This is a genomic window from Pseudidiomarina marina (assembly GCF_003987045.1).
In the GTDB taxonomy this organism is placed as follows: domain Bacteria; phylum Pseudomonadota; class Gammaproteobacteria; order Enterobacterales; family Alteromonadaceae; genus Pseudidiomarina; species Pseudidiomarina marina.
On the sequence record NZ_PIPZ01000001.1, the window covers coordinates 530,806 to 554,411 of the forward strand.

The following is a 23,606-nucleotide window of genomic DNA, read 5'->3' on the forward strand; positions in this document are numbered from 1 at the left end:
TTGCTTATTCGTCGCCGCCGAATGCCATAAGAATGTTCAACAGGCTGACGAAAATATTATAAATCGAAACGTAAAGAGTCACGGTTGCTAGAACATAGTTGCGCTCGCCGCCATGAATGATTGAGCTGGTTTGCATTAAAATGGCGCCCGCTGAGAATAAGATAAATAACGCTGACAACGTCAAGCTTAATGCCGGCATATTCAAGAAGATGTTGGCGATGAATGCAACAATAAGCACAACAAATAATGCCATCATCATGCCGCCTAAAAACGACATATCTTTCTTGGTTGTCAGCACATAAGCTGATAACGCAAAGAAAATTAAGGCGGTGCCGCCAAGCGCAGTCATAATAATTTGATCGCCAGTTGGGCCAATCGCACTAATCATGCCAAGAATCGGACCTAGGGTGTAACCCATGAAGCCTGTTAGTGCGAACACTGAAAGCAAGCCGACGCCGCTGTTGGCAGTTTTGTGCACTAAGAACAACAAGCCATAAAAGCCAACCAAGGTAATAATCAAACCCGGGTGAGGTAAATTCATGCTCGCTGACAGGAATGCTGTAAGCGCACTGAACGCCAGGGTAAGACCGAGTAGCATATACGTGTTACGCAATACTTTATTGGTCTGCAATACCGTCTCGCTGCGCTGCGAGGTTGAAATGTGAGCTTGGTTACTCATGGATATCTCCGTTGTTGTCCTAAATGTCTTAATTTGCGTCTTAATTCTTTCGAATAAGTTAACTTACCAACATGACTAGGTAACAGTGTACCGTAAAAATGGGTGCACAAGGCAATGTTTTCAAGTGAAAACGTCTACTGATTGTATAAAATGCCAGCAAACGATCCACTTGAATTAAATTTTTACTTTACAAGCGTGTTTCACCTCTTTATCATTCGCTTCGTCTTGAGGCACACACCTCATATGACCGCGGAGAGATGGCAGAGTTCGGTTGAATGCACCTGACTTGAAATCAGGCGTGGGCTCGCGCCCACCGGGGGTTCGAATCCCTCTCTCTCCGCCACTATTCTCGAAAGCCCGCTCAAATGAGCGGGCTTTTTCGTTTCTATGCCTGTAAATTCTGACGTTTTCATCTGGTCGTACCTGTGTATACTAACGGCAAAAGCGTTGTTCGTTGTTCGTTGTTCGTTATTCGTTGTTCGTTACTCGTGAGATTGGTTCGCTGGTGTGTACCGCTCAGTTTTTTCTCACTTTACGGCTCGGAGATTTTGGTGTTTGGTCTTTGCTTTCTCGAATAACCAATAACGAATAACGAGTAATGACTAACGAGTAACGACTAACGAGTAACGAACTTGGAGGTTTCATGTTATTTACGGATGTGTTGAAGCAGATTGATCAATCCGCAGAGCAAACCATTCAGCTTCCAGAAGGTTGGGGGCAGGGGCGTGCGCTGTTTGGCGGGCTAACCGCTGCAATTGCCTGGCAGCACGCTCATTATGGTGCCAGTGAAGAGCAAGCACTGCGTGCATTTACGGTATCGTTTGTCGCACCGATTCAAGCTGGGATGGCCGTGTTAAAACGGCGAATACTGCGTGAAGGTAAAAACGTAACGCAAATTGCCGTTGAAATTGAGCAAGATAACGCCGTCGTTCTAGCAGCCTTGGCCAGTTATGGTCGCTCTAGACCATCGGCAGTGCGGGTAACTGATACGCCAACAGCGCAGGTACCTAGTCGCGAACATGGACCATCATTTCCAAAGGTGGCTATTCTTCCCGAATTTACGCATCACTACGACTACTCAGTATCGGTAGGAGGACTACCATTTACCGGTAATAAGTCACGCGAGTTCGGTGGTTGGATGCGTTATAGCGAGGAACGCCACCCGATTTCCATTGGTTTACTTCTCGGTTTGGTGGATGCCTGGCCACCAGCTTTGTTACCACATTTAAGCGAGCCGGCACCAGCAAGTTCGTTAACCTGGACCATCGAATTCCCTGAACCGTTAGATTCGGAAAAAAGCAGTCATGATTGGTGGCAATATGTGGCTTATATCGATTACGCGGCAGACGGCTATGGGCACACGCATGCTCACATATGGGATGATAAAGGTAAATTAGTAGCCATCAGCCGACAAACTGTGACGGTGTTTGGTTAACTTATCTTCACTTTGTAAGCTATTTGCTGATTATGATGTAATTTTATGATTTTATTGTTGATTTTAGTTCAAAGATAGGTCATATCTGAGTTCACTTAGTGAATAAGTTGCTAAGCTAACCACACAAGGAACGTGTCGTCATGACCGACTTTATCATTGCAATACCGAGTGATTTGTTGCGTGCGGGTATGTACACAACATTAAGCTCACATAATAATAAATACCGCGTTGTAGCAAGTGTTTCGACCATGAATGAATTACGCGATGAAGTTAAAAATCATCCGTTCGCAGCTGTCATTTTATCCAGTCGACTTGCAGGTGATGGGACGATAGAAAGTTGGCGCCGGTTACACCGACGACACAATGATCTTCAGATCATACTCTGGGCTGAAAATTTCCAAGATGTATTGGATTTTCAATGTAATACAAACAAAGTTGATGGTTTTCTGTTAACTAACGCACGTTATGAGGAGTTTGAGCGGGCGTGCGCCAATGTTAGCCGTGGACAAATGTATGTTGCGAGCGAAGTTGCCGAATATTTGGCAAAAAATCCTCGTAGTCAGAGCTTTCGCCGATTACTTAAATCACTTAGCGATCGCGAGTTACAAGTGACGCAAATGTTAGGGCGTGGTATTCGTGTTGTGGATATCGCCAAGTACCTTAATATAAGCAGCAAAACAGTGAATACCTTCCGTTATCGCATTTTTAGCAAACTTGGTGTCGCAGGAGATGTCGAATTGACGCATCTTGCGATACAATCAGGTCTTGTTGAAATCGACCCAACGCAAAGGTATGACTGACTCGCAATTTAACTCCAAGACATTTATTCAGCATTTGACTCATCAGCCGGGCGTATACCGGATGTACGATAATGATGGTGTTGTTATTTATGTGGGGAAGGCGAAAGATCTTAAAAAGCGTGTCAGCAGTTATTTTCGACAAAATATTGACACGCCAAAAACCCAAACGTTAGTCAAACAAATTGCTTCAATGGATGTGACGGTTACTAATACCGAAGCTGAAGCCCTTATCCTTGAAAATAATTTCATTAAGAAATATCGGCCACGTTATAACGTGTTGTTACGCGACGATAAGTCTTACCCTTACATCTTTGTTAGTTCTCATCAACATCCGCGCTTGGCATTTCATCGTGGTGCGCGTCGAGAAAAAGGGGATTACTTTGGGCCTTTCCCAAGTGGCGTAGCGGTACGTGAAAGTTTGCGTCTCATGCAGAAAATTTTCCCCGTTCGCCAATGCGAAGATTCATACTATCGCGCGCGTAGTCGACCTTGTTTACAATATCAGCTAAAACGTTGCTTAGCGCCGTGTGTCGAAGGTTATTGTACAGATAGCGAATACCAAGAGCAGGTCGATTTAGCGAAGGCCTTCTTACTCGGTAAGAATCAGCAGGTGATTGACCAACTGGTGCAACGAATGGAACAAGCCAGTGAATCACTTGATTTTGAACGTGCGGCTCGGTTTCGTGATCAGATAGCGGCTATGCGCAAAGTACAAGAGCGTAACGCGGTAACCGGAAATCAACAAGAGCTTGATGTAATTGGGTTTATTCGTCGTGGCGGTATTGCTGCAGTGCATCTGCTGTTTATTCGCGAAGGCGCTGTGCAAGGAAGCCGCAGCTACTTTCCGAAGGTTCCAGCCAATACCGATGACTCTGAGATATTGCTGGCATTTATGCTGCAATTCTATTTGAACGATCAAGTCGGGCGCCGATTACCGCGGGAAATAATTCTACCGGAAGCGAATGCCGCACAGGTTCTTGATCCTGAGCATAACCTGCAAGTGCTAGAGCAAGCTCTTGCACAAAAAGTACGCATGACCCATAACGTACGAGGCGAACGCAAACAGTACCAAATATTAGCGCAGAAGAATGCATTGAATGCGCTAGAGGGTAAGCTGAATCAAGAAAACACCATGGTGATGCGCTTGCAACAACTCGAACAGGTACTCGATCTTGAAAACCCAATTCAACGCATGGAATGTTTTGATATCAGCCACACCATGGGACAAGAAACGGTAGCATCTTGCGTGGTGTTTGATCGGCAAGGGCCAAAAAAATCGGATTATCGCCGTTTTAACATTAAAGGCATTACCCCTGGAGATGATTATGCTGCGATGGCGCAAGCTCTCCAGCGACGTTTCGATGCAGCGCTTTTAAGCGATGAAGGGAAATCAGCCATTCCAGACATTCTATTCATCGACGGTGGCAAAGGACAATTAGCCCAAGCGGAAAGTTACTTTAATGATTGGGGTGTCGATGCCGGCGTGAAACCTCCTATGCTAATTGGTGTTGCAAAAGGCGAATCGCGTAAACCTGGCCTAGAAACGCTTATTTTAGCTGGTAGTCATGAAACCATCCCGCTTGCTGCCGATGCACCGGCGTTGCACTTGGTGCAACACATTCGCGATGAGTCGCATCGCTTTGCTATAACCGGACACCGACAGCGTCGAGCAAAAGTTAGGCGCACTTCAAAATTAGAAGATATTCCGGGAATAGGGGCTAAGCGTCGGCAGAAATTATTGCAAAATCTTGGTGGATTACAGGAAGTAAAACAAGCTAGTATTGAGCAACTTATCGCGGTACCAGGAATTAGTCGTGAATTGGCAGAAACTATCTACCATGCTTTTCGCGATGAATAGAGGATAAAATTACAAATGTGGAACATTCCAAACGTTCTAACGAGCTTTCGGATCATACTGATACCGGTATTTTTGATTATTTATTATCTACCAGGGCAAGAAGCTCATTTTTGGGCTGCATTTGTCTTTGCTGTTGCCGGTATCACCGACGCACTTGATGGTTGGGTAGCACGGAAGTTTAATCAATTTACCAAGTTCGGTGCATTTTTAGACCCAGTGGCCGATAAAGTCATGGTTGCAGCATCGTTAGTGGTTGTGGTTGAGCACTATGCCACCTGGTGGATTAGTATACCCGCATTAACCATTATCAGCCGTGAACTGGTAATTTCGGCGTTACGCGAATGGATGGCACAAATTGGTCGACAAGAACAGGTGAAGGTTTCTAGTTTGGGTAAATTTAAGACGATTGCACAAATGGTCGCCATTGGTGGATTAATTTGGGAGGCGAATACATTTGTTATCGTCACCGCAACGATTTTATTGTATGCTGCGTTCGTTCTAACGTTATGGTCAATGTGGGAATATTTGCGCGCTGCTTGGTCAGATTTAAGCCAAGTGGATTAAAAATAGCCAAACGAACGCTTTCAAGCGAAAAAGTCGTTGACCTCGCCGAAATAGACAGTAGAATGCGCAAGCACTGGATGCGGGAATAGCTCAGTGGTAGAGCACAACCTTGCCAAGGTTGGGGTCGCGAGTTCGAATCTCGTTTCCCGCTCCAAATTCAATGGCGGGTTGGCAGAATGGCTATGCAGCGGATTGCAAATCCGTGGATCTCGGTTCGACTCCGGGACCCGCCTCCATTGAAGAGTACCTCAGGCAATACAGAATGCCCGGGTGGTGAAATTGGTAGACACAAGGGATTTAAAATCCCTCGCTGGTAACAGCGTGCCGGTTCAAGTCCGGCCCCGGGCACCATTCTTTTTAAAGTTCATTATTTTTATTCCGACACCTTGTTATTGCGACGAAACGTCCTTATCTTTGATGTATATCAATTACTAAAGACTTCTTGTGTATTTACTTCGAGCGTGTTTATTCCCCATTGTTTTGTCGTTACTGTGGCTCAGCCCGCAGGGTACCCTCACGACTATCGATGGCTATCAACTAGCGCAAGATTCCTTTGCATACTCTGTCGCGCCCGAACGTCAATATTCTGACGAATCTGATGACGGCGCCGTTACTCAAAACCACACAACACCTTGTCCTAATTTGGGGCATATCGTTGTCGCTGTTTATTTTGTTGATACGCAACCTCATAAACAAACTCACTACGTTCGGGGCCCACCTCTGTCAGTCGCTTAAATAAACGACTAAATAATTCATTATTATTGAACAGAGGTAAGTTATGTCTGAATTTCACGCACTTCGGTGGGCGCCAGTTCCAGCCGATAATTTTTTGCCGCTGCCGGAAAAAAGTACCGCGCCAACCTATTTAGATTGGCACCAAAGCGCAACCCATGTGGTTGATAAGCTCAATAGCTTGCAACTTGCCGTTCTGCCGATGTCGATGGGCGTAGGCGATGCAGAGCAGTTATTGAGCCGCACGGACAAACGATACGCGGCCGTTGTAGATAGCGAAAACACGATTGTTGGAGTATTGATGGCTCGTGATTTACATGGTCGGCAAAGCGGCGTTATTGCCAACTTGTTGCAGTTACCGTGGCACGAACTAACCGTTGGGTATGTCATGACGCCATTACGGCGGTTACCATCGATTACGCTTGCTCAGGTAAAAAACTCACGTATTGGCGATATTGCTGCAACAATGCAAGAAGCTGGTTGTGATTTTATTGTCATAACAGAGAGTAATGCACTTCATGGCATGATCGTGTCGCTAAAAATACTCGCAGTAACTGGCGAATCAGTGCGCCTGTACCCGCGCGCGACGAGTTTCGCCGAAGTGTTTAGCGCCATTAAGCACTCTGATAATTAGTTTTACCAAATAAATTGAACGAAGTCCTCGCCAAATGCGGGGGCTTTTTATATGTTGTGTATAAGGTTTTTCAATAATGCTAAGGGAAATTGCTGTGAATGGCTGGATGACAACATTATTAGTAATTGCGCAATGGTTGGTTGCCTTTTTTATACTTGCCCTGTTACTGGGTGTGGTTGCTGTGGGCGTCATGTATGTCATTGATAAACGGCAAACACGCCATACCATTCGACGGAACTTCCCAGTTATTGGGCGATTCCGTTACATGTTCGAGCATCTCGGTGAATTTTTCCGGCAGTATTTTTATGCCATGGACAGGGAAGAGATGCCGTTTAACCGAGCACAACGCAGTTGGGTTTATCGCGCAGCAAAAAATGCAGACAGAACACTCGCATTTGGTTCGACCCGAGATTTAACTAAAAATGGCACGATAATTTTTGCCAATAGCGCATATCCGCATCAGGAAGAGGATAAAACACAACCTGAACCTGTAACAATTGGCGCGAATTGTGAGTATCCATACTCGCCAATCAGTTATTTTCACATCTCTGGAATGAGTTACGGTGCACTATCGCCAGTTGCCGTAACCGCACTATCAAAAGGAGCAAAACTAGCTGGGTGTTGGCTGAATACTGGCGAGGGAGGGCTTAGTCCTTATCACTTAGTGGGTGAGTGCGATCTTGTTTTTCAAATCGGTACCGCGAAATACGGTGTGCGAACCGCTACCGGTGAATTACACGAGGGTAAATTGCGGGATATTGCTGCGAAAAAACACGTAAAAATGTTTGAAATCAAGCTCAGTCAAGGCGCTAAGCCGGGCAAGGGCGGAATACTTCCCGGTATTAAAGTCAATGCGGAAATCGCCGAAATTCGAGGTATTCCACAAGGCAAAGATTCCATTTCACCAAATCGGCATCCTGAAATTAGCAATAACGACGAGTTGCTCGACTTTATCCATCGTGTACGCACCATCACAGGGAAGCCAACCGGCATTAAGTTTGTTATGGGGGAGCCTAATTGGATTGACGAGCTCGTTGCCACGATAAAATCTCGTGGTGAAGCCTCAGCCCCTGACTTTATTACCTTAGATAGTGCCGATGGCGGAACAGGCTCTGCACCGCAACCATTAATGGATTATGTCGGCTTAAAGCTCTCTGAAAGTTTACCAATTTTAGTTGATAAGTTGGCCGCAGCAGGGCTTAAGGAACGTATTCGTATTGTTGCTTCCGGTAAAATGATAACCCCAGCAGATGTTGCTTGGGCGCTGGCAATTGGTGCTGATTTTGTGGTGTCTGCACGCGGTTTTATGTTCTCGTTGGGCTGCATACAGGCCATGCAATGCAACAAAAACACCTGTCCAACTGGCGTTACAACCCACGATAAGAGCCTTCAACGTGGGTTGGACCCAGCTGATAAAAGCGTCCGCGTTGCCAATTACCATAAATATTTAGAGTACGGCGTCAATATTATTGCGCATTCATGTGGTGTTTCCGATCCGCGTCAATTGAATCGTCGTCATGCGCGAGTGGTTACCCATACTGGCGATAGCATTAGTCTTGCCGAACGGTATTCGCCTGCGAACTAAGTAATCGAGCCTGTAACCATTTGGTAAAAGCCACAAGTGCGACCGGTTGACGTTGCCGCTGTTTAACTGCTAGTGCAATGGGCTCTGGAAGCGTCACTTGATATTCGGTGTGTTTAGCAAACTGCTGTAACTGTGGGTGGGTTAAATACAGTTGGTCAATAAGGGTAATGCTATCGGTACCATGCAACAAATCAATAGCTATATTGCTGTTGCCAACGTGACGCGTTTGTAACTGCCGAGCCAGATGAGATTGAGCTTTTTTAAAGTGTTGCCAATACGGCGCTTTTGGGTCAACGTACCACGGACGTGACGCTAATGGGATTTCGCTATCAATAGGGGCGACGGGAACATAAGTTGGCGTGTATAATGGCATCTGTTTTAATGCCTGATCACGAAGTTGTCCGTAGTGAAGTGCAATATCAAGCTGTTCATGTTGAAGCTCGGAGCATATATTGGCGCGCTCTGAAGCATCTGGAAACAGTGATACGGTATTAAATTGTACCTGAATGTGTGGATATAAAGCGTAAAACTCGGCAAGTCGACTTGATAACCACCAGCGGAGAAAACTTTCGGGAAGCGCAATGCGTAACGTAGTGGCCTCACTATCACCGATATTTCGAGCGCGATCAACCGTGCGATCCAGTTCTCGAAACAATCGTAAGAGATCAGGGGCCAGCGTCTCGCCTGCGGTAGTAAGTGCGTGAACGCGATTATCTCGTTGAAATAAACGTGTCCCTAATTGCTCTTCAAGTGCTTGAATTTGCCGTGTAATGTTTGATTGCGACACGCCTAATTGCTGTGCGGCCTGTTTAAAACTTTCGGCATGTGCAGCAACTGCAAATACGCGTAACGCATTGAGAGAAGGGAGTTTCTGTTGTTTCATTTTAGAATTCCAGCGCGAAAACCAATTAACTTAAAGTAAATCAGAATGGATTATTTGGCAATCTATTGGGCAGAGTTTTTAACTATCGCCACGTTACATTTATTGGCTGTCGCCAGCCCCGGTCCTGACTTTGCTGTCACCACGCGTTACAGCATGAGTTTTGGTCGACGGGTTGGACGTTGGGTTGCGTTAGGCATCGGCACGGGCATCTTATTGCATGTTGCCTATTCGGTTCTTGGCGTTGCACTGATTATTCATCGTTACACTTGGGTATATGGCACATTATTATTAGTTGGAGCAGGCTATCTAGGCTGGCTCGGATGGCAAGCAATTCAATCTCAGCCGCGTCAAGGTTCAGCTCCCGAACACCACCTACAGGCAAGTGAAATTAGCTCCGCCAAAGCGTTTAGGGTCGGCTTTCTTACGAATGGCTTAAACGTAAAAGCAACACTGTTTTTCTTAGCCTTGTTTAGTACGGTGATTAACCCTGCAACACCAACAAGCGTGAAGTTGTTTTATGGCATTTACATGGCCATTGCCACGGGTATTTGGTTTGCCTTGCTTGCCACATTGATAACTTGGAGCCCATTTTATCGCCGTCTGTGGGCAATTAGCCATTGGATCGATCGCACCATGGGCACAGCATTGCTGCTATTGAGTGCAAAACTTATTTATGATTGGTTTGTGTTGATCATAGTTATCGCTACGCCATAGGCGGTGATATACTTGGCACGAGCTTATTTTTCGAGATATTAGAGACAATTATGCAGTTATTTGTAAACGATCTAACCGTTATTGATTTTTCTTACCTGTGTCCCGAACGTGGCATGGTAGGAGAGAGTTGGATTGTTGATATCATTCTTGATGGCTCGCTTAACGAGCAATCGATGGTTTTGGATTTTGGTCGAGTTAAAAAGCAAATCAAGCGAATTATTGACGGTGCTGTCGACCACAAGCTTGCCGTGCCAGCTGAACACGCCTATACACATGTCACTCATCATGACGATGGTAATAGTTATTGGGTCGATTTTATGCGGCCTGAGCAGCGCTCTATTCATTTATTTTGTCCAGCTGATGCGTTTGCCTTTATCGACGCGCAACGAGTCACCATGGCGTCGGTGACTGACTATCTGCGGGCAGTCATAAAGCGCGAATTACCAGATAATGTACAAGGCTTGGAACTGCAATTGCGCGCCGAAGAAATTCCGGGGGCGTTTTACCACTATACGCACGGTTTGAAGAAACATGATGGTAATTGCCAGCGCATTGCTCACGGTCACCGCTCGCGTATCTATATCGCATTAAATGGGACTCGTTCTGAATCGTTAGAACAACAATGGGCGTCTACCTGGCAAGATATTTATTTGGGCTCCGAAGAGGATGTCGTTCCAGTTGCGCAGCTACAACGATCACAATATGCCCAACACGTTACTGCGCAAAGTCACGTGGGTTATAGCTATATTGCTGATCAGGGGTTGTTTGAATTACTCGTACCTGTGGCTGAGAATTACATCATTCCGACAGATTCAACGGTTGAGTGCATTGCCACTTATCTGGCGCAAACTATCAAACGTAGCCATCCGAATGAATCGATACAAGTCACTGGTTTCGAAGGTGTTGGGAAAGGGGCGATTGGTTATGCGTAAGCTCGCAGCGTTAGCAATAGTTACTTTGGGTTGCTGGTTTGGCTCCGTAGCGGCAGAAACTCCAAACGCTGAGCTGTCTGGCGCGTTAACGTCTGGTGGCCTGATTATCGCTGAAATAACCGGCGCAACCCGCGTGGAACTTAATGGCCAAGCGTTAAAATTAACGCCAGATAACCGTGTTGTATTCGGGTTTGGGCGAGATCAACATGGTCCTCAAACGTTGTCACTGTTTACGGATGAGGGGCGCGAATTTAAACGGGTGATCGATATCGCGCCACGCGAATATAAAATTGATCGGGTTGATGGCGTGCCACAACAAACCGTTACACCTGATCCGCAACAGCAAGAGCGCGCGCGTCGCGAAGCAGCTTTAGTCTGGAAAGCACGAAATGATGCAGTGAGTGAGCGTCTTGATTTTTTAGAGCCTGCCATCATGCCGGCGAAAGGTCGTATCAGTGGTGTTTACGGTAGCCAACGTATTTTTAACGGTACTCCGCGCAATCCGCACTTTGGTTTGGATGTAGCAGCTCCAACCGGTAGCCCGGTCATTGCACCTTGGGCGGGTAAAGTGATTGTTGCTGAGAATGATTTATTTTATTCCGGTGGCACATTAATTATTGACCATGGTTATGGTGTCACCAGCACCTATATTCATTTACACAAGCTACACGTCAAGGTTGGTGAAGAAGTCGAGCAGGGACAACGCATTGCAGATATTGGTGCAACAGGCCGAGTGACTGGGCCTCACCTCGATTGGCGCGTCAATTGGCGCCATCAACGGCTTGACCCAGCGTTAGTTATTGAGCATTTTTCGGCAACTGCAACCAACCCTGTACCTGCTGAGCTGCGCTAACGCTCAACAAATAATTGGTTTGTTTCGGCGCTTGCCAGGTTAGTGTAAGTTGCATCAATTCATCGCGACGAAATGCGTGAACAGTAACCTGTTGGTCAGGTTTATATCGTTCAAACACCTCTTTGACATTGCTGTCGGTAACTTGCAGGTTATCGATAGCAATAATTCTATCGCTAGCACTAAGGCCCGCCGCTTGGGCTGCTTCAGCATCAAAAACCACTTGTAACTCTAAGCCCTGATTGGATGCTTTGTATTTTGCGCCAAGTGCAACAGGTAACTGATTGGTCGCATGTTTACCGCCATAACTGTTATCGTCAGCACCGATTTCGCGTTTTACTTGCACGCCAAACTTGTTTAGTAGCTCGGTGATTGGCAGCGGCTGAGTGGTGTAAAGTGCTTGATGAATGAAACCTGACAAGTCAATGCCATAGTTGTCACGAATAAATTCAACCACGGTGTCATCATCCGTGCCTTCTAAGGTTTTCCCGTAGCGATGCCATAAATCATGCATGAGTAGACCGAGAGTAACTTGATGATTCGATTCAAGCCGCAAGGTTAAATCAAGACACAAGGCTATCAAGGCACCTTTGGCATAATAACTAACGATGCTATTGGGCGAGTTTTCATCTTGTTTATAAAATTTGGTCCACGCATGAAAGCTCGATTCGGTAACAGTTTGCTTGTCTACGCCCGCACCGCGCTGAACTCGCGCAATGGTTTCACCAACTAGGCTCAAATAGGTTGGGGCATCAATAAGGCCCACTTGGTGTAAAACATAATCGTCAAAATAGGATGTCACACCTTCATAGAACCATAGCTGCTCCGTGTAATGCTCTTTGTCTAATTGATACGGGATAAATGTTTTCGGCTTCAGCGTCTTTATATTCCAGCTGTGAAAATATTCATGACTACATAAGCTTAAAAACGTCCGGTAATCCGCGTCGATTTGCGCTTTGCCTGGCAGGATAAGATCTTTACGGCTACAGACTAATGCGGTTGAGTTCCGATGCTCAAGCCCGCCAAAGCCTTTGCCGACCACCATGGTAAGGAATAAATACTCTTTAAAAGGCGGTTCTTGCCCAAACATTTCTATTTGGTATTCACAAATAGCGGCCACGTCGCGACAAATTCTGTCGGCATCGCCAAAATGACGGCCAGCGAACACCATGGAATGTTTAATTCCACCGGCAATGAATTCATGGATATCTAAACGCCCCATCAGCACTGGGTAATCGATCAGTGCCTCATAGCTCTCTGCTTCGAATTCGCCAGGCCCAAAAGGGTGCCCTTGCTTGCGTGGCATTCCTGTTGCGACATGCCAACCATTATGTGCAGTGATAGTCACACCACAGGCCTCGTTAGTGCGCCCATCAACAGCCATACACAAGCTTGAATGATTATAGAAACCCCAGTGTTGATCTAAATAGGCACTGCGCACACTTAAATCGTAGGCGTAAACTTCGTAGGTTACTTGAACAATGCCGGCTTCTGGCGCTTCAATACGCCACGTTTGCTTGTCACAATGCACAATTGGCAAGGCACTACCTTGTTGTTCTGCTTTTATGCCAATGATGTTTTTGGAAAAGTCGCGGATCATATAGCTACCTGGAATCCAAGCGGGTAGGCTCAGATGAATAGCTTCTTGGGCTTTGACAATGGGAATATCAATCGTGACCGAAAAGGTGTGTGCGTTGGCATCTTGAACACGAATTAGGTAATGCAGCATAGCGATCCTCAAAATGCTTGAATTAGCTTTTGTTAAACATCTTAGCACGGGTGAAGCGCGCTATATAGCAGTTGAACTGCGATGAAGGATGTCACTTGGCGAATTTTAATCGGTATAATGATGGTAATACCTTTCGCTCATTCGGGGCTTTATGCTGAATAATTGGAAACAACTGTTAGAAGACCGTAATCGCTTTTTCTGGGTTCTACAAGCAGCCGGCTGGAGTGGTTATGCCTTAGTGCATTACATTGGCTCATTAATGCATGAAATGCGCGATATTTATGTGTTAATTCTGCTACTTGGCGCCTATGCAGGTTTTCTATTAACGGTACCACTTCGATACCTATACCGCCGGATATGGGATTCAAGCCCGTGGTTATTGATTTTGGTGGTGCTTGCTGCAAGCTATGTCTGTGCTGCATTGTGGGCAGTAGTGGATAACGCAACGTATTGGGAAATTTATAAGTTCGGTTTTAGTCCCGATAGTAATTGGTTCTATTTTAAGAATACAATTGCCAAGTTTTACATCATGTTAAGTTGGAGTGGTTTGTATTTTGGTATCAAGTATTACCAGATGCTACAAGATGAGAAACAAAAGGCTTTAATGGCAACATCGATGGCGCATCAAGCACAGTTAAAAATGTTGCGATATCAATTAAACCCGCATTTTTTGTTTAACACACTAAATGCCATTTCAACGCTGATTTTGGTGAAGGAAAATGATTTAGCGAATCGCATGATGTCGAAGCTCAGTTTATTTTTGCGCTTTAGCTTAGATAATGAGCCGATTAAAAAAATACCGCTTGAGCGTGAGTTAGATGCTTTGATGCTGTATTTAGATATTGAAAAAGTGCGTTTTGATGACCGTTTGAAAGTTACGGTTGATATTGATGAAGATGTAAAGCACGCATTGGTGCCGAGTTTATTTTTGCAACCATTAATTGAAAATTCGATAAAGTATGCCATTGCCAAGTTGGAAGAGGGTGGTGAAGTTGTTGTTCGTGCTCAGCGATTTAGCGAAGATTTGCTAATTACCGTGGCTGATAATGGCCCAGGCTGCACAAAACCTCTCGAAAGCTTGTCAGAATCAGGCGGTGTTGGCTTAGCGAACACACGTGAGCGATTACAAGCCTTGTATGGAAAGAATTACTCATTTACATTAACACCTAACAAACCGCGCGGTTTACGCATTGAAATTCGCATTCCATTAGAGCAGGTAGAGTAAGCATGACTGATAAAATTCGCACCTTAGTTGTCGATGATGAATCACTCGCTCGACGTGGTTTAGTGGTGCGTTTGCAGGAGTTTGAGCAAATTGAACTCTTACAAGAGTGTCCTAGCGCACGAGAGGCGCTGGAGGTTATTGGACGCGAGCAGCCTGATTTGGTGTTTCTAGATATTCAAATGCCTGGTATGAACGGCTTCGAATTACTACGTGAAGTGCAAGCGCATGGCTATAAAATGCCCTTGATTGTGTTTGTTACAGCTTATGACCAATACGCCATAAAAGCCTTTGAAGTGCGCGCCATTGATTATTTGTTGAAGCCAGTTGATCACGAACGCTTGGCGCAAAGTATTCAACGTATTGAAAAAAGTCTCGCCGCGCGTGAACAAAAAGTACAGCAAGATCGTATCTTAAACTTATTAGCAGATGCTACGGGTGAAGATTGCGAGGCTATTCTAAAGCGCTTAGCAAGTGGTGAAGATGTTGGTGTAGCGCGTTACCCAGAACACATTGCGATAAAAGAAAGCGGCGAAATTACCCGCGTTGCGATCAATTCAATTGAATGGGTTGATGCTGCAGGTGACTATATGTGTATTCATGCTTGTAATGAAACGCACATTTTGCGACGCACGATGAAAGAGTTAGAAGAAGAATTAAATCCGCAGCGGTTTCAGCGAATTCATCGCTCGGCCATTGTGAATATGGAACATGTTGAAAAGCTATGTAGCCGGCAGAACGGAGAGTACCATTTGGTTCTTCGTAATGGTAAAGAATTAAAAGTTAGCCGCAGTTACAAAGATAGAATTAAGAAACTCATCCTCAATTCCTGATGGAGTAAGCATATGCCGAGAGCAAGCATTGTAGTCGTTGTTGTTTTAACACTTCTGCTCAGCGCTTGCTCAACGCAACTCGGATATCGTTTTGCTGATACATTAATTGAATGGAAATTGAATGATTATGTATCGCTTAATAACCAGCAAGAGCAATCTGTTGATCAAGCAATAACAACGCTTCATCAGTGGCATGCAACTTCAGAATTGCCATATTACTCCAAGCAACTCCAGCAACTCCGTGAAAAGATCGCTACTGAGACCTTAACCGAAGCGGATCTTGTTGCTCTATACGAAGAATTGTTGATTGTTTGGCAACGTATGTTGCAAGGTATTGAACCCTATGCCCTTGATTTACTACCACAGCTAAGCGATCAACAAGTATCTGAATTACTAGCTAATTTACGTGAAAAGCAGCGAGAAGAACGCGAAGAATTATCAGATGTAGAGGGATCGGAACGGGTAAAACAAGTACGCCGCCGTGCAGAAAAAAACGCGAGAAACTGGTTAGGGCAGACGACTAAATTACAAGAGCGCTTAATTAACGGCTGGGTGGTTGAACGGTTTGATACCCGAGAGCTTTGGCTAGATTACAACGAACGTTGGCTCGAAGAATTTGCACAAACATTAGAACGACGCCAACAGCAGGACCAGTTTCAGCAAGAACTGCTAGAATTGTTTTATCAGCCGCAGCACTTGCGTTCCGACGAGTTGGTGCAACATATCGAACACAATCAACAATTGACCATCGCTCTTATGTATCAGTTGTATGAGTCACTCACTGACCGCCAACGTCGCCGTGTAATATCAAAGCTCGATGGCTATATCGACGATATGAACGAACTTGCTGCAGATTTCTCAACGAAATAAGCCTACGTAAATAAAAACCTACGTAAATAAAAAGGCTCGCTTATAGCGAGCCTCTTATTTAAACCGTTAATTATTATTTTACTTCAATAATCTTACAGGTATTAGTGGAGCCAACGGTCTCCATCACATCGCCATGCGTGAGAATAACTAAATCACCAGGTACCACGTGGCCACGTAATTTGATTTCATTCACTGCATCCGTCACAAGTTGGTGTGGCTCACTTTTGGTTGAATCAAATGCGATAGGGTACACGCCGCGATATAAGGCACAACGTGCTCGACTTTCTTGGTGACGCGATAAGGAAAAAATCGGCAGTATGGTATTGATGCGCGACATGAGTTTCGCCGTCGAGCCCGATTCTGTTAACGCGATGATAGCTTTTACACCAGCCAAATGCGTTGCTGCGTACATGGCGCTGATCGCCGTTGCTTCTTGAATTGATGTAAAGGTCTCATCGAGATCATGCTTATCGATCGTGACACTTGGATGCGTTTCTGCACCCAAACAAATTTCAGCCATTGCCTTGACTGTCGCTACTGGATATTTGCCAGCCGCTGTTTCTGCGGACAACATCACGGCATCGGTACCGTCCAATACAGCGTTCGCAACGTCCATCACTTCTGCTCGTGTTGGCATTGGGCTTTCAATCATCGATTCCATCATTTGGGTTGCTGTAATCACAACCTTATTGCACTGGCGTGCGCGCTCAATGATACGCTTTTGTTTACCAACTAATTGGGCATCACCAATTTCTACACCAAGGTCACCACGCGCAACCATCACCGCGTCTGAAGCGCGAATAATATCGTCTAACGCAGCGTCTGTCGCAACGGCCTCAGCTCGTTCAATTTTGGCACAAATTAATCCACGACCTTCAGCAGCGCGTAGCAAACGACGGGCTTCGTGAATATCGGCGCTACTTCTTGGGAAGCTAACAGCGAGGTAATCAACACCAATTTTTGCTGCGGTTTGAATATCTTGCAAATCTTTCTCGGTTAATGCCGCGGCTGATAAGCCACCGCCTAAACGGTTGATACCTTTATTATTTGATAATTTGCCGCCCACGGTCACCGTCGTGGTGATTTGTGAACCGCTAACATCTTCAACCTGAAGTCGAACGCGGCCGTCATCAAGCAGGAGAATATCGCCTTCGCTAACATCTTGTGGTAGCTCTTTGTAGTCAATACCGACACGCTGCTGAGTGCCTGCATTTTTATCGAGTGCCGCATCTAAAACAAACACGTCACCTACATCTAACGTAATAGCGCCACTTTCAAATTTGGAGATACGAATTTTAGGACCCTGTAAATCACCAAGAATCGCAACATGCGTACCGAGGCGGTTTGCAATTTCACGTACTTGATTTGCTCGACGCTCATGGTCTTCGGCGACACCATGGGAAAAGTTAAGTCGAACGACATTCGCGCCTGCTTTAATGAGAGCTTCAAGAACTACTGGGTCATCGGTAGCAGGGCCGAGTGTGGTGACAATTTTGGTGCGCCGTAACATATCTTTACTCCTGTTGTTTTGTGAAAAATTATACCATGTCTTATCGTCAGTTACAGAGATTCTGGCGCTCGTCGGAGTATTTCAGTACAATACCCGCCAATTTTCACGCAACCGTCAAATTTACGTAACAGAAAGGTAACCTCATGAGTGATCAGCAACAGGATCTGACCCTAGCAAGTTGGCAGGAACGCCAAGAATACGCCGAAATGATGCAGCCTATCATTGGTCGTTTGTATCGCAATTACGGTGTGGAAATCTTGGTTTATGGTCGTTCACTGCTAAACGTCGATACCATTAATATTATCAAGGCGCACCGATTAATTCGTCGTCATGAGGGGGTAAAGCTACGTTTGCGTGAGAGCTTCCCGTTTATTGAAGCGCTGAGCAAAATGAAACTGGCGCCTGCGCGTGTTGACCTTGGTAAACTTGCATTTAATTACCTACACAAAGATGCGGGCAAGGGCGATAGCATTGAAGCTTACTTGCAACGCGAGTTGGTTGATATTGTTGACAAAGCAGATGAAATTCCAGCACAAGACGTTGTCTTGTACGGATTTGGACGTATCGGCCGTTTGTTAGCGCGCTTACTGATTGAACGCAACGGTAGCAACAACAAAATGCGCTTACGTGCCATTGTTGTGCGTGGTGGTCGTGACGGCGACCTAGAGAAGCGCGCTAGCTTGTTGCGTCGCGATTCAATCCACGGCCCATTCAATGGTTCAATCACTGTTGATCATGAAAATTCTGCGATTAAAGCCAACGGCACCAGCATAAAAGTTATTTACTCGGATGGCCCTGATCAAGTTGATTACACGCAATACGGTATTAACGATGCCATCATCATCGATAATACGGGTATCTGGAAAGATGAAGCTGGTCTTGGTTTGCACTTGAAGTCAAAAGGCGTGAAGAAGGTGCTGTTAACAGCGCCAGCTAAAGGCGAAATCAAGAATGTTGTTTATGGTGTTAATCACACGGATATTCAGCCTGAAGATCTCATCGTTAGTGCAGCAAGCTGTACCACCAATGCAATTACGCCAGTATTGAAAGTCGTCAATGACGCGTATGGTATTCGCAATGGCCACGTTGAAACCGTGCATTCGTATACCAATGACCAAAACTTAATTGATAACTACCACAAAGCTGAGCGTCGTGGCCGTTCTGCACCCTTGAATATGGTTCTTACCTCAACCGGTGCGGCGAAGGCTGTGGCGAAAGCGTTACCCGAGTTGGCAGGCAAATTAACGGGTAACGCGATTCGAGTTCCAACGCCGAATGTTTCCATGGCCATTATGAACCTGAACTTGAACAAAGCGACCAGCAAAGATGAGTTGAATGCATTTTTGCGTGACCAAGCATTGCATTCAGATTTGCAGGCGCAAATTGATTACACCGCATCAACTGAAATTGTTTCGACCGACTTAGTTGGTTCTCGTTACGCCGGTGTAGTTGATTCACAAGCGACCATCGTTGATGAAGATCGTGCGGTATTATACGTATGGTATGACAACGAATTCGGTTATAGCTGCCAGGTAGTTCGCGTTGCTGAACAAATGGCTGGGCAACAATTGCTGAACCTACCGAAGTAAGATAATTCATGTAAAAGCGCCTGAGTAGGGCGCTTTTCTGTTTTTAGAAGCGAGGAATTTCATGTTTATAACAGCACAGTTCGACAGCGGCAATATCGAAGTTATTGAAGCAAATGAACCAAGCGCAATTCAATTAGCCATTCGTAAAGACAACGAATCTGATTTTTATCAGTGGTTTCACTTTAAACTGTATGCCGAACCGGGTGTTGAACACGTCATGACGATTACTAATGCTGGTAAATCAGCGTACCCTGACGGATGGAAAGACTATTCAGCGCTTGCTTCTTATGACCGCGAGACGTGGTTTCGAGTGCCTACTGAATACAACGGTAAAGAGCTCGTCATTCGTCATAGCCCAGATCAAGAAAGCGTTTATTATGCGTACTTTACGCCATATTCGTACGAGCGCCACATGGATCTCATTCAATGGGCACAACAGTCGATTGAATGCGAACATGTCTTGTTAGGCCCAACGCTTGATGGCCGTGATATGAATTTATTGGTTGTTGGTGAACCAGCGGACCATAAAGCGAAGATCTGGATCACAGCCCGTCAACATCCAGGCGAATCGATGGCGGAATGGTTCATGGAAGGTTTTCTGAGTCGGTTGCTTGATGATGAAGACGGCGCTGCGCGCAAATTGCTCGAAACCTGTGTGTTCTATATTGTCCCAAACATGAATCCAGATGGTAGCGTTCGTGGTCATCTGCGCACCAATGCCGCGGGTGTAAACCTAAACCGTGAATGGGCTGAACCATCTTTAGAGAAGAGTCCTGAAGTTTATTACGTGCTGAACGCCATGCAAGAAACTGGCGTTGATTTTTATCTAGATGTACATGGCGATGAAGCATTACCGTACAATTTTTTAGCGGGTTGTGAGGGTGTGCCGAGCTATAACGATAAAACCCACCAGTTAGGTGAGCAGTTCAAGCAGGTTCTATTATCTATCACCCCAGAGTTTCAAACCCAATACGGTTATGAGATAGATAAGCCGGGCGAAGCGAACCTGACCGTGGCAAGCAACGCAGTTAGTGAGCGCTTTAACTGTTTAGCATTTACTTTAGAAATGCCGTTCAAAGATAATGCGAACCTGCCTGATGTTGATTTCGGTTGGTCAGCAAATCGTAGCCAACAATTCGGTGCGGATGTTTTAAGCGCCATTTATGGAATCGCAAATAGCTTGCGCAGTTAATCTGGGCAAGCTAGTTTAAACAGCGGACAACAACAATAATAATTTGACAAGGGGGACACCTTGGAAGCCATCAACAACTTTTTGCTGCTACTCGATAGTTATCTCGGCTCGGCGGCATACTTTCCTTATATCCTACTTGGTGTAGGTATTTTCTTTACGCTGTATTTGGGGTTTCCGCAAATACGCTTCTTCGGTCACGCCTGGAAAGTTGTTACTGGGAAGTTTGACAAGAAAGGCGCTGAAGGCGATACAACGCACTTTCAAGCCTTATCAACGGCATTATCGGGAACTGTGGGTACCGGTAATATCGGTGGTGTTGCACTGGCAATCTTTTTGGGTGGCCCGGCAGCGCTATTTTGGATGTGGGTGACCGCTTTTCTTGGTATGACAACCAAGTTTGTTGAGGTTACGCTATCACATAAATACCGCGTAAAAACAGAAGATGGCACCATGGCTGGTGGCCCAATGTATTACATGGACCGCCGCTTGAACATGAAATGGCTGGCAGTAATTTTTGCCATTGCGACCATTATCAGTTCATTTGGTACCGGCAACATGCCGCAGATTAACAACATCGCGCAAAGTATGGAAATGAGCTTCGGCTTCGACCCAATGTTAGTCGGCGGTGTTTTGGCTATCTTGCTGGCTCTGGTTATCATTGGCGGTATTACGCGTATTGCTGCAGTGACGTCGAAGATTGTTCCAATAATGGGTGCGCTTTATATTATTGGCTCATTAAGCGTCATTTTCTTCAATGTCGATCAAATCGGTCCATCGTTTGTCGCTATCTTCACCGATGCCTTTACTGGCTCTGCTGCAACCGGCGGCTTCTTGGGAGCAACGTTTGCCTACGCATTCAACCGCGGTGTTAACCGTGGCTTATTCTCTAATGAAGCAGGTCAAGGTTCGGCGCCAATCGCGCACGCATCAGCGAAAGCCGATGAACCAGTATCGGAAGGTATGGTATCGATTCTAGAGCCGTTCATCGATACCATTATCATTTGTACATTGACTGGTTTGGTTATTTTGTCATCGGGGGTTTGGTCACAAAAGCACGAAAATACGTTTTCTCGTACCGACCTCGATATCGTTGCTGGACATTACTCAGATGCTGAGGCAGCTGATCGTGAAGCGTTGTATCATTACTTAAACGATACAAACGAAAACACGATTGAAAAGTATAACGGTACCATTCAAGTTCGTGATGGTCGCCCAGTTAGCAACGGTTACACCATGCTTCACGCCCGTTCAGTTGCAGAAAACGTACGCTTTATTGTGGCTGGTGAAGATCCATACACGGGTGTTTTACGCATCGAAAACGGACAATTAAAGAAAGAAGATATCGTCATCGTTGGTGATTCATTGATTCACTCGGCGGCACTAACAGCCAAAGCCTTTAGTATGGGCTTCTTAGGTGAAGCGGGTGAGTATATTGTCCCCATTAGTTTGATGTTATTTGCGTTCTCAACCGCAATTGCTTGGTCGTACTATGGCGACCGTGCTGTTGTTTATCTGTTCGGTCAGCGTGGTGTGATGCCGTATCGCATTATTTACGTTGCTGGTTTCTTTGTCGCATCGTTTGCCGATACTACGTTAGTGTGGACGTTATCCTATGTCGCCATTGTTTTGATGACGCTGCCTAACTTACTCGGTATTGTTCTTTTAAGACGCGAAATGAAGGATACCGTGAAAGCATATTGGCAAGATTTTGATGCTGAACAATCAAAAAAGATTGAGAAATAAGCTTCAGTTGCCATCGAATTAAAACCCGCTACGGCGGGTTTTAATCTATCTAAAAGCCGCGCGATGCTTGAATTTCCAATCAGATCCCTTATATTGCCTATTCACGTTGAAGTAAAAGAGGTCATCATGGCGTTAATCGATTGCCCCGCATGTAAAAAACGCGTTTCAGATAAAGCAACTCAATGTCCACACTGCGAATTCAAACTGGCAGGTCTATCTAATGATGAACGCGAGCGTGAACTGCAACGGATGCTGGCTGCAAAGCGTGAGAAGATAGTCGGTCAATCAATGCTCGCATTGCTTATCGCCATTGCAGCGTTCACTTACTATTTTATTCAGCAACCGCTACCTGAAACTTGGGCTGCTAAGATTTCTTATGGGTTAATGGTTGTCGGCCTAGTTTGGTTCGTCGTGAATCGGGTTAGGTTGGTTTTTGTAAAAAGGAGTCGTAGTTAATGCAGTTTGACGACTTAGTTTCTTCGATTACACCGGATACTTTCGAACGCTTATTGCAAGCCGTTGAGTTAGGGAAGTGGCCGGATGGCGTTAAATTATCCGACCAGCAACGGGAACATTGTATCCAGCTCGTGATGGCTTATCAGGCGCGTTATTGTCCCTCTGATGAAGCATTTCGTATTGGTGCCGATGGCCAGTTAGTCACACGCAGCAAACGTGATATGAAAGCTGAGTTAAAAGGCGAAAATACGATTGCCAGCTTCGCTCTTAATAGTAGTACCAACGAGATATAAGCACCTCTCTATGCAACCAACTGATTATAAAATGCTTTTAGAACAAGCCAAGGCGATTACAGCCGGCGAGCCTGATTTAATTGCCAACTTAAGTAATTTATCCGCTTTGGTTTATGAAACTCTCAATGACGTCAACTGGGTCGGATTTTACCTAACTCGAGCCCCGAACACCTTGGTGTTAGGGCCATTTCAGGGTAAAGTGGCCTGCTTACGCATACCTTTTGGCCGTGGTGTTTGCGGTACTGCAGCAACCACCCGCGAAACCCAACTGGTGATTGATGTTCACGAGTTCGAAGGGCACATTGCCTGTGATGCTGCCTCTAACTCAGAGGTGGTTGTGCCATTAATCGTTGATGGTGAAGTGGTTGGCGTATTTGATTTAGACAGCCCGTTAGTGGGGCGTTTTACTCAGGATGATGCTGACGGATTAACAGCATTAGGCCGATTTATTGAACAACTTAATTGGCGCTAAATTGCCAGCGGCATAGTAGTGAAGATGGCGC

Annotated in this window: 22 protein-coding genes and 4 tRNA genes; 22 read left to right on the plus strand and 4 right to left on the minus strand. The window is 45.5% G+C overall.

Going from position 1 to position 23,606, the window contains the following annotated elements:
• Positions 1–4: 4 nt before the first annotated feature.
• Positions 5–679, minus strand: coding sequence for a Bax inhibitor-1/YccA family protein (locus CWI76_RS02525; RefSeq protein WP_126758791.1), 675 nt, complete (start codon positions 677–679; stop codon positions 5–7).
• Between the two features lie 251 nt (positions 680–930).
• Here CWI76_RS02525 and CWI76_RS02530 point away from each other — a divergent pair.
• The 10 genes from CWI76_RS02530 (at position 931) to CWI76_RS02575 (ending at position 8,287) form a co-directional block, all read left to right on the plus strand.
• Positions 931–1,022: transfer RNA gene (locus CWI76_RS02530), tRNA-Ser, on the plus strand.
• Positions 1,023–1,322: 300 nt separating this feature from the next.
• Positions 1,323–2,114: a thioesterase family protein gene (locus CWI76_RS02535; RefSeq protein WP_126758792.1), complete on the plus strand. Its 792-nt coding sequence runs from the start codon at positions 1,323–1,325 to the stop codon at positions 2,112–2,114.
• Positions 2,115–2,254: 140 nt separating this feature from the next.
• Positions 2,255–2,914 carry a LuxR C-terminal-related transcriptional regulator gene (locus tag CWI76_RS02540; RefSeq protein ID WP_126758793.1) on the plus strand — a complete coding sequence of 220 codons (660 nt, stop codon included), beginning with the start codon at positions 2,255–2,257 and terminating at the stop codon, positions 2,912–2,914.
• Positions 2,907–4,772, plus strand: coding sequence for an excinuclease ABC subunit UvrC (gene uvrC, locus CWI76_RS02545; protein WP_126758794.1), 1,866 nt, complete (start codon positions 2,907–2,909; stop codon positions 4,770–4,772). The genes CWI76_RS02540 and uvrC overlap by 8 nt, the downstream gene beginning before the upstream one ends.
• Positions 4,773–4,787: 15 nt before the next feature.
• On the plus strand, positions 4,788–5,336 hold the full coding sequence (gene pgsA, locus CWI76_RS02550; RefSeq protein WP_126758795.1) for a CDP-diacylglycerol--glycerol-3-phosphate 3-phosphatidyltransferase: 549 nt from the start codon (positions 4,788–4,790) through the stop codon (positions 5,334–5,336).
• Positions 5,337–5,415: 79 nt separating this feature from the next.
• Positions 5,416–5,490: transfer RNA gene (locus CWI76_RS02555), tRNA-Gly, on the plus strand.
• A gap of 8 nt (positions 5,491–5,498) precedes the next feature.
• A tRNA-Cys gene (locus CWI76_RS02560) sits at positions 5,499–5,572 on the plus strand.
• Between the two features lie 28 nt (positions 5,573–5,600).
• Positions 5,601–5,687 (plus strand) — tRNA-Leu (locus tag CWI76_RS02565).
• Positions 5,688–6,114: 427 nt separating this feature from the next.
• Entirely contained in the window at positions 6,115–6,702 is a 588-nt protein-coding gene (locus tag CWI76_RS02570) for a CBS domain-containing protein (RefSeq protein ID WP_126758796.1), read from the plus strand.
• Between the two features lie 106 nt (positions 6,703–6,808).
• The gene (locus CWI76_RS02575) at positions 6,809–8,287 is read left to right on the plus strand and encodes an FMN-binding glutamate synthase family protein (protein WP_126759361.1); all 1,479 of its coding nucleotides are present in this window, start codon (positions 6,809–6,811) and stop codon (positions 8,285–8,287) included.
• Here the strand turns inward: CWI76_RS02575 and CWI76_RS02580 are convergent.
• Positions 8,253–9,170 (minus strand): LysR family transcriptional regulator, encoded by a 918-nt coding sequence (locus CWI76_RS02580; RefSeq protein ID WP_126758797.1) that lies wholly within the window; start codon positions 9,168–9,170, stop codon positions 8,253–8,255. The two genes, CWI76_RS02575 and CWI76_RS02580, sit on opposite strands and share 35 nt — an antisense overlap.
• A 45-nt stretch (positions 9,171–9,215) precedes the next feature.
• Between CWI76_RS02580 and CWI76_RS02585 the strand changes: the two genes are divergently transcribed.
• The 3 genes from CWI76_RS02585 to CWI76_RS02595 are packed head-to-tail and all read left to right on the plus strand — an operon-like array spanning position 9,216 to position 11,669.
• Positions 9,216–9,884, plus strand: a complete 669-nt coding sequence (locus CWI76_RS02585) for a LysE family translocator (protein WP_126758798.1) — start codon at positions 9,216–9,218, stop codon at positions 9,882–9,884.
• Positions 9,885–9,934: 50 nt separating this feature from the next.
• A complete protein-coding gene (locus CWI76_RS02590) occupies positions 9,935–10,816 on the plus strand; it encodes a 6-carboxytetrahydropterin synthase (RefSeq protein WP_126758799.1) in 882 nt (293 codons plus the stop codon).
• The gene (locus CWI76_RS02595) at positions 10,809–11,669 is read left to right on the plus strand and encodes a M23 family metallopeptidase (RefSeq protein ID WP_126758800.1); all 861 of its coding nucleotides are present in this window, start codon (positions 10,809–10,811) and stop codon (positions 11,667–11,669) included. Before CWI76_RS02590 ends, CWI76_RS02595 begins: the two co-directional genes overlap by 8 nt.
• On the opposite strand, the gene CWI76_RS02600 is transcribed toward CWI76_RS02595, so the two are convergent.
• The gene (locus CWI76_RS02600) at positions 11,614–13,395 is read right to left on the minus strand and encodes a M61 family metallopeptidase (RefSeq protein WP_126758801.1); all 1,782 of its coding nucleotides are present in this window, start codon (positions 13,393–13,395) and stop codon (positions 11,614–11,616) included. The two genes, CWI76_RS02595 and CWI76_RS02600, sit on opposite strands and share 56 nt — an antisense overlap.
• 151 nt (positions 13,396–13,546) lie before the next feature.
• Here CWI76_RS02600 and CWI76_RS02605 point away from each other — a divergent pair, with 151 nt between their 5' ends.
• From CWI76_RS02605 to CWI76_RS02615, 3 genes are read left to right on the plus strand one after another with little or no spacing between them, the layout of a single operon-like run.
• On the plus strand, positions 13,547–14,620 hold the full coding sequence (locus CWI76_RS02605; RefSeq protein WP_126758802.1) for a sensor histidine kinase: 1,074 nt from the start codon (positions 13,547–13,549) through the stop codon (positions 14,618–14,620).
• 2 nt (positions 14,621–14,622) lie between these two features.
• Positions 14,623–15,450, plus strand: a complete 828-nt coding sequence (locus tag CWI76_RS02610; RefSeq protein WP_126758803.1) for a LytR/AlgR family response regulator transcription factor — start codon at positions 14,623–14,625, stop codon at positions 15,448–15,450.
• Between the two features lie 12 nt (positions 15,451–15,462).
• The gene (locus CWI76_RS02615) at positions 15,463–16,320 is read left to right on the plus strand and encodes a DUF6279 family lipoprotein (protein WP_126758804.1); all 858 of its coding nucleotides are present in this window, start codon (positions 15,463–15,465) and stop codon (positions 16,318–16,320) included.
• Positions 16,321–16,393: 73 nt separating this feature from the next.
• Here CWI76_RS02615 and pyk read toward each other — a convergent pair whose 3' ends face one another.
• Positions 16,394–17,830, minus strand: coding sequence for a pyruvate kinase (gene pyk, locus CWI76_RS02620; RefSeq protein WP_126758805.1), 1,437 nt, complete (start codon positions 17,828–17,830; stop codon positions 16,394–16,396).
• 143 nt (positions 17,831–17,973) lie between these two features.
• Between pyk and CWI76_RS02625 the strand changes: the two genes are divergently transcribed.
• The 6 genes from CWI76_RS02625 to CWI76_RS02650 all read left to right on the plus strand — a co-directional run bounded on the left by CWI76_RS02625 (position 17,974) and on the right by CWI76_RS02650 (position 23,575).
• Entirely contained in the window at positions 17,974–19,419 is a 1,446-nt protein-coding gene (locus CWI76_RS02625) for a glyceraldehyde-3-phosphate dehydrogenase (protein ID WP_126758806.1), read from the plus strand.
• A gap of 61 nt (positions 19,420–19,480) precedes the next feature.
• The gene (locus CWI76_RS02630; RefSeq protein WP_126758807.1) at positions 19,481–20,611 is read left to right on the plus strand and encodes a M14 family metallopeptidase; all 1,131 of its coding nucleotides are present in this window, start codon (positions 19,481–19,483) and stop codon (positions 20,609–20,611) included.
• Between the two features lie 60 nt (positions 20,612–20,671).
• A complete protein-coding gene (locus CWI76_RS02635; RefSeq protein WP_126758808.1) occupies positions 20,672–22,354 on the plus strand; it encodes an alanine/glycine:cation symporter family protein in 1,683 nt (560 codons plus the stop codon).
• A gap of 126 nt (positions 22,355–22,480) precedes the next feature.
• Positions 22,481–22,810, plus strand: a complete 330-nt coding sequence (locus tag CWI76_RS02640) for a hypothetical protein (protein WP_126758809.1) — start codon at positions 22,481–22,483, stop codon at positions 22,808–22,810.
• Positions 22,810–23,103, plus strand: coding sequence for a YeaC family protein (locus tag CWI76_RS02645; RefSeq protein ID WP_126758810.1), 294 nt, complete (start codon positions 22,810–22,812; stop codon positions 23,101–23,103). Before CWI76_RS02640 ends, CWI76_RS02645 begins: the two co-directional genes overlap by 1 nt.
• A gap of 10 nt (positions 23,104–23,113) precedes the next feature.
• Positions 23,114–23,575, plus strand: coding sequence for a GAF domain-containing protein (locus CWI76_RS02650; RefSeq protein WP_126758811.1), 462 nt, complete (start codon positions 23,114–23,116; stop codon positions 23,573–23,575).
• Positions 23,576–23,606: the final 31 nt, after the last annotated feature.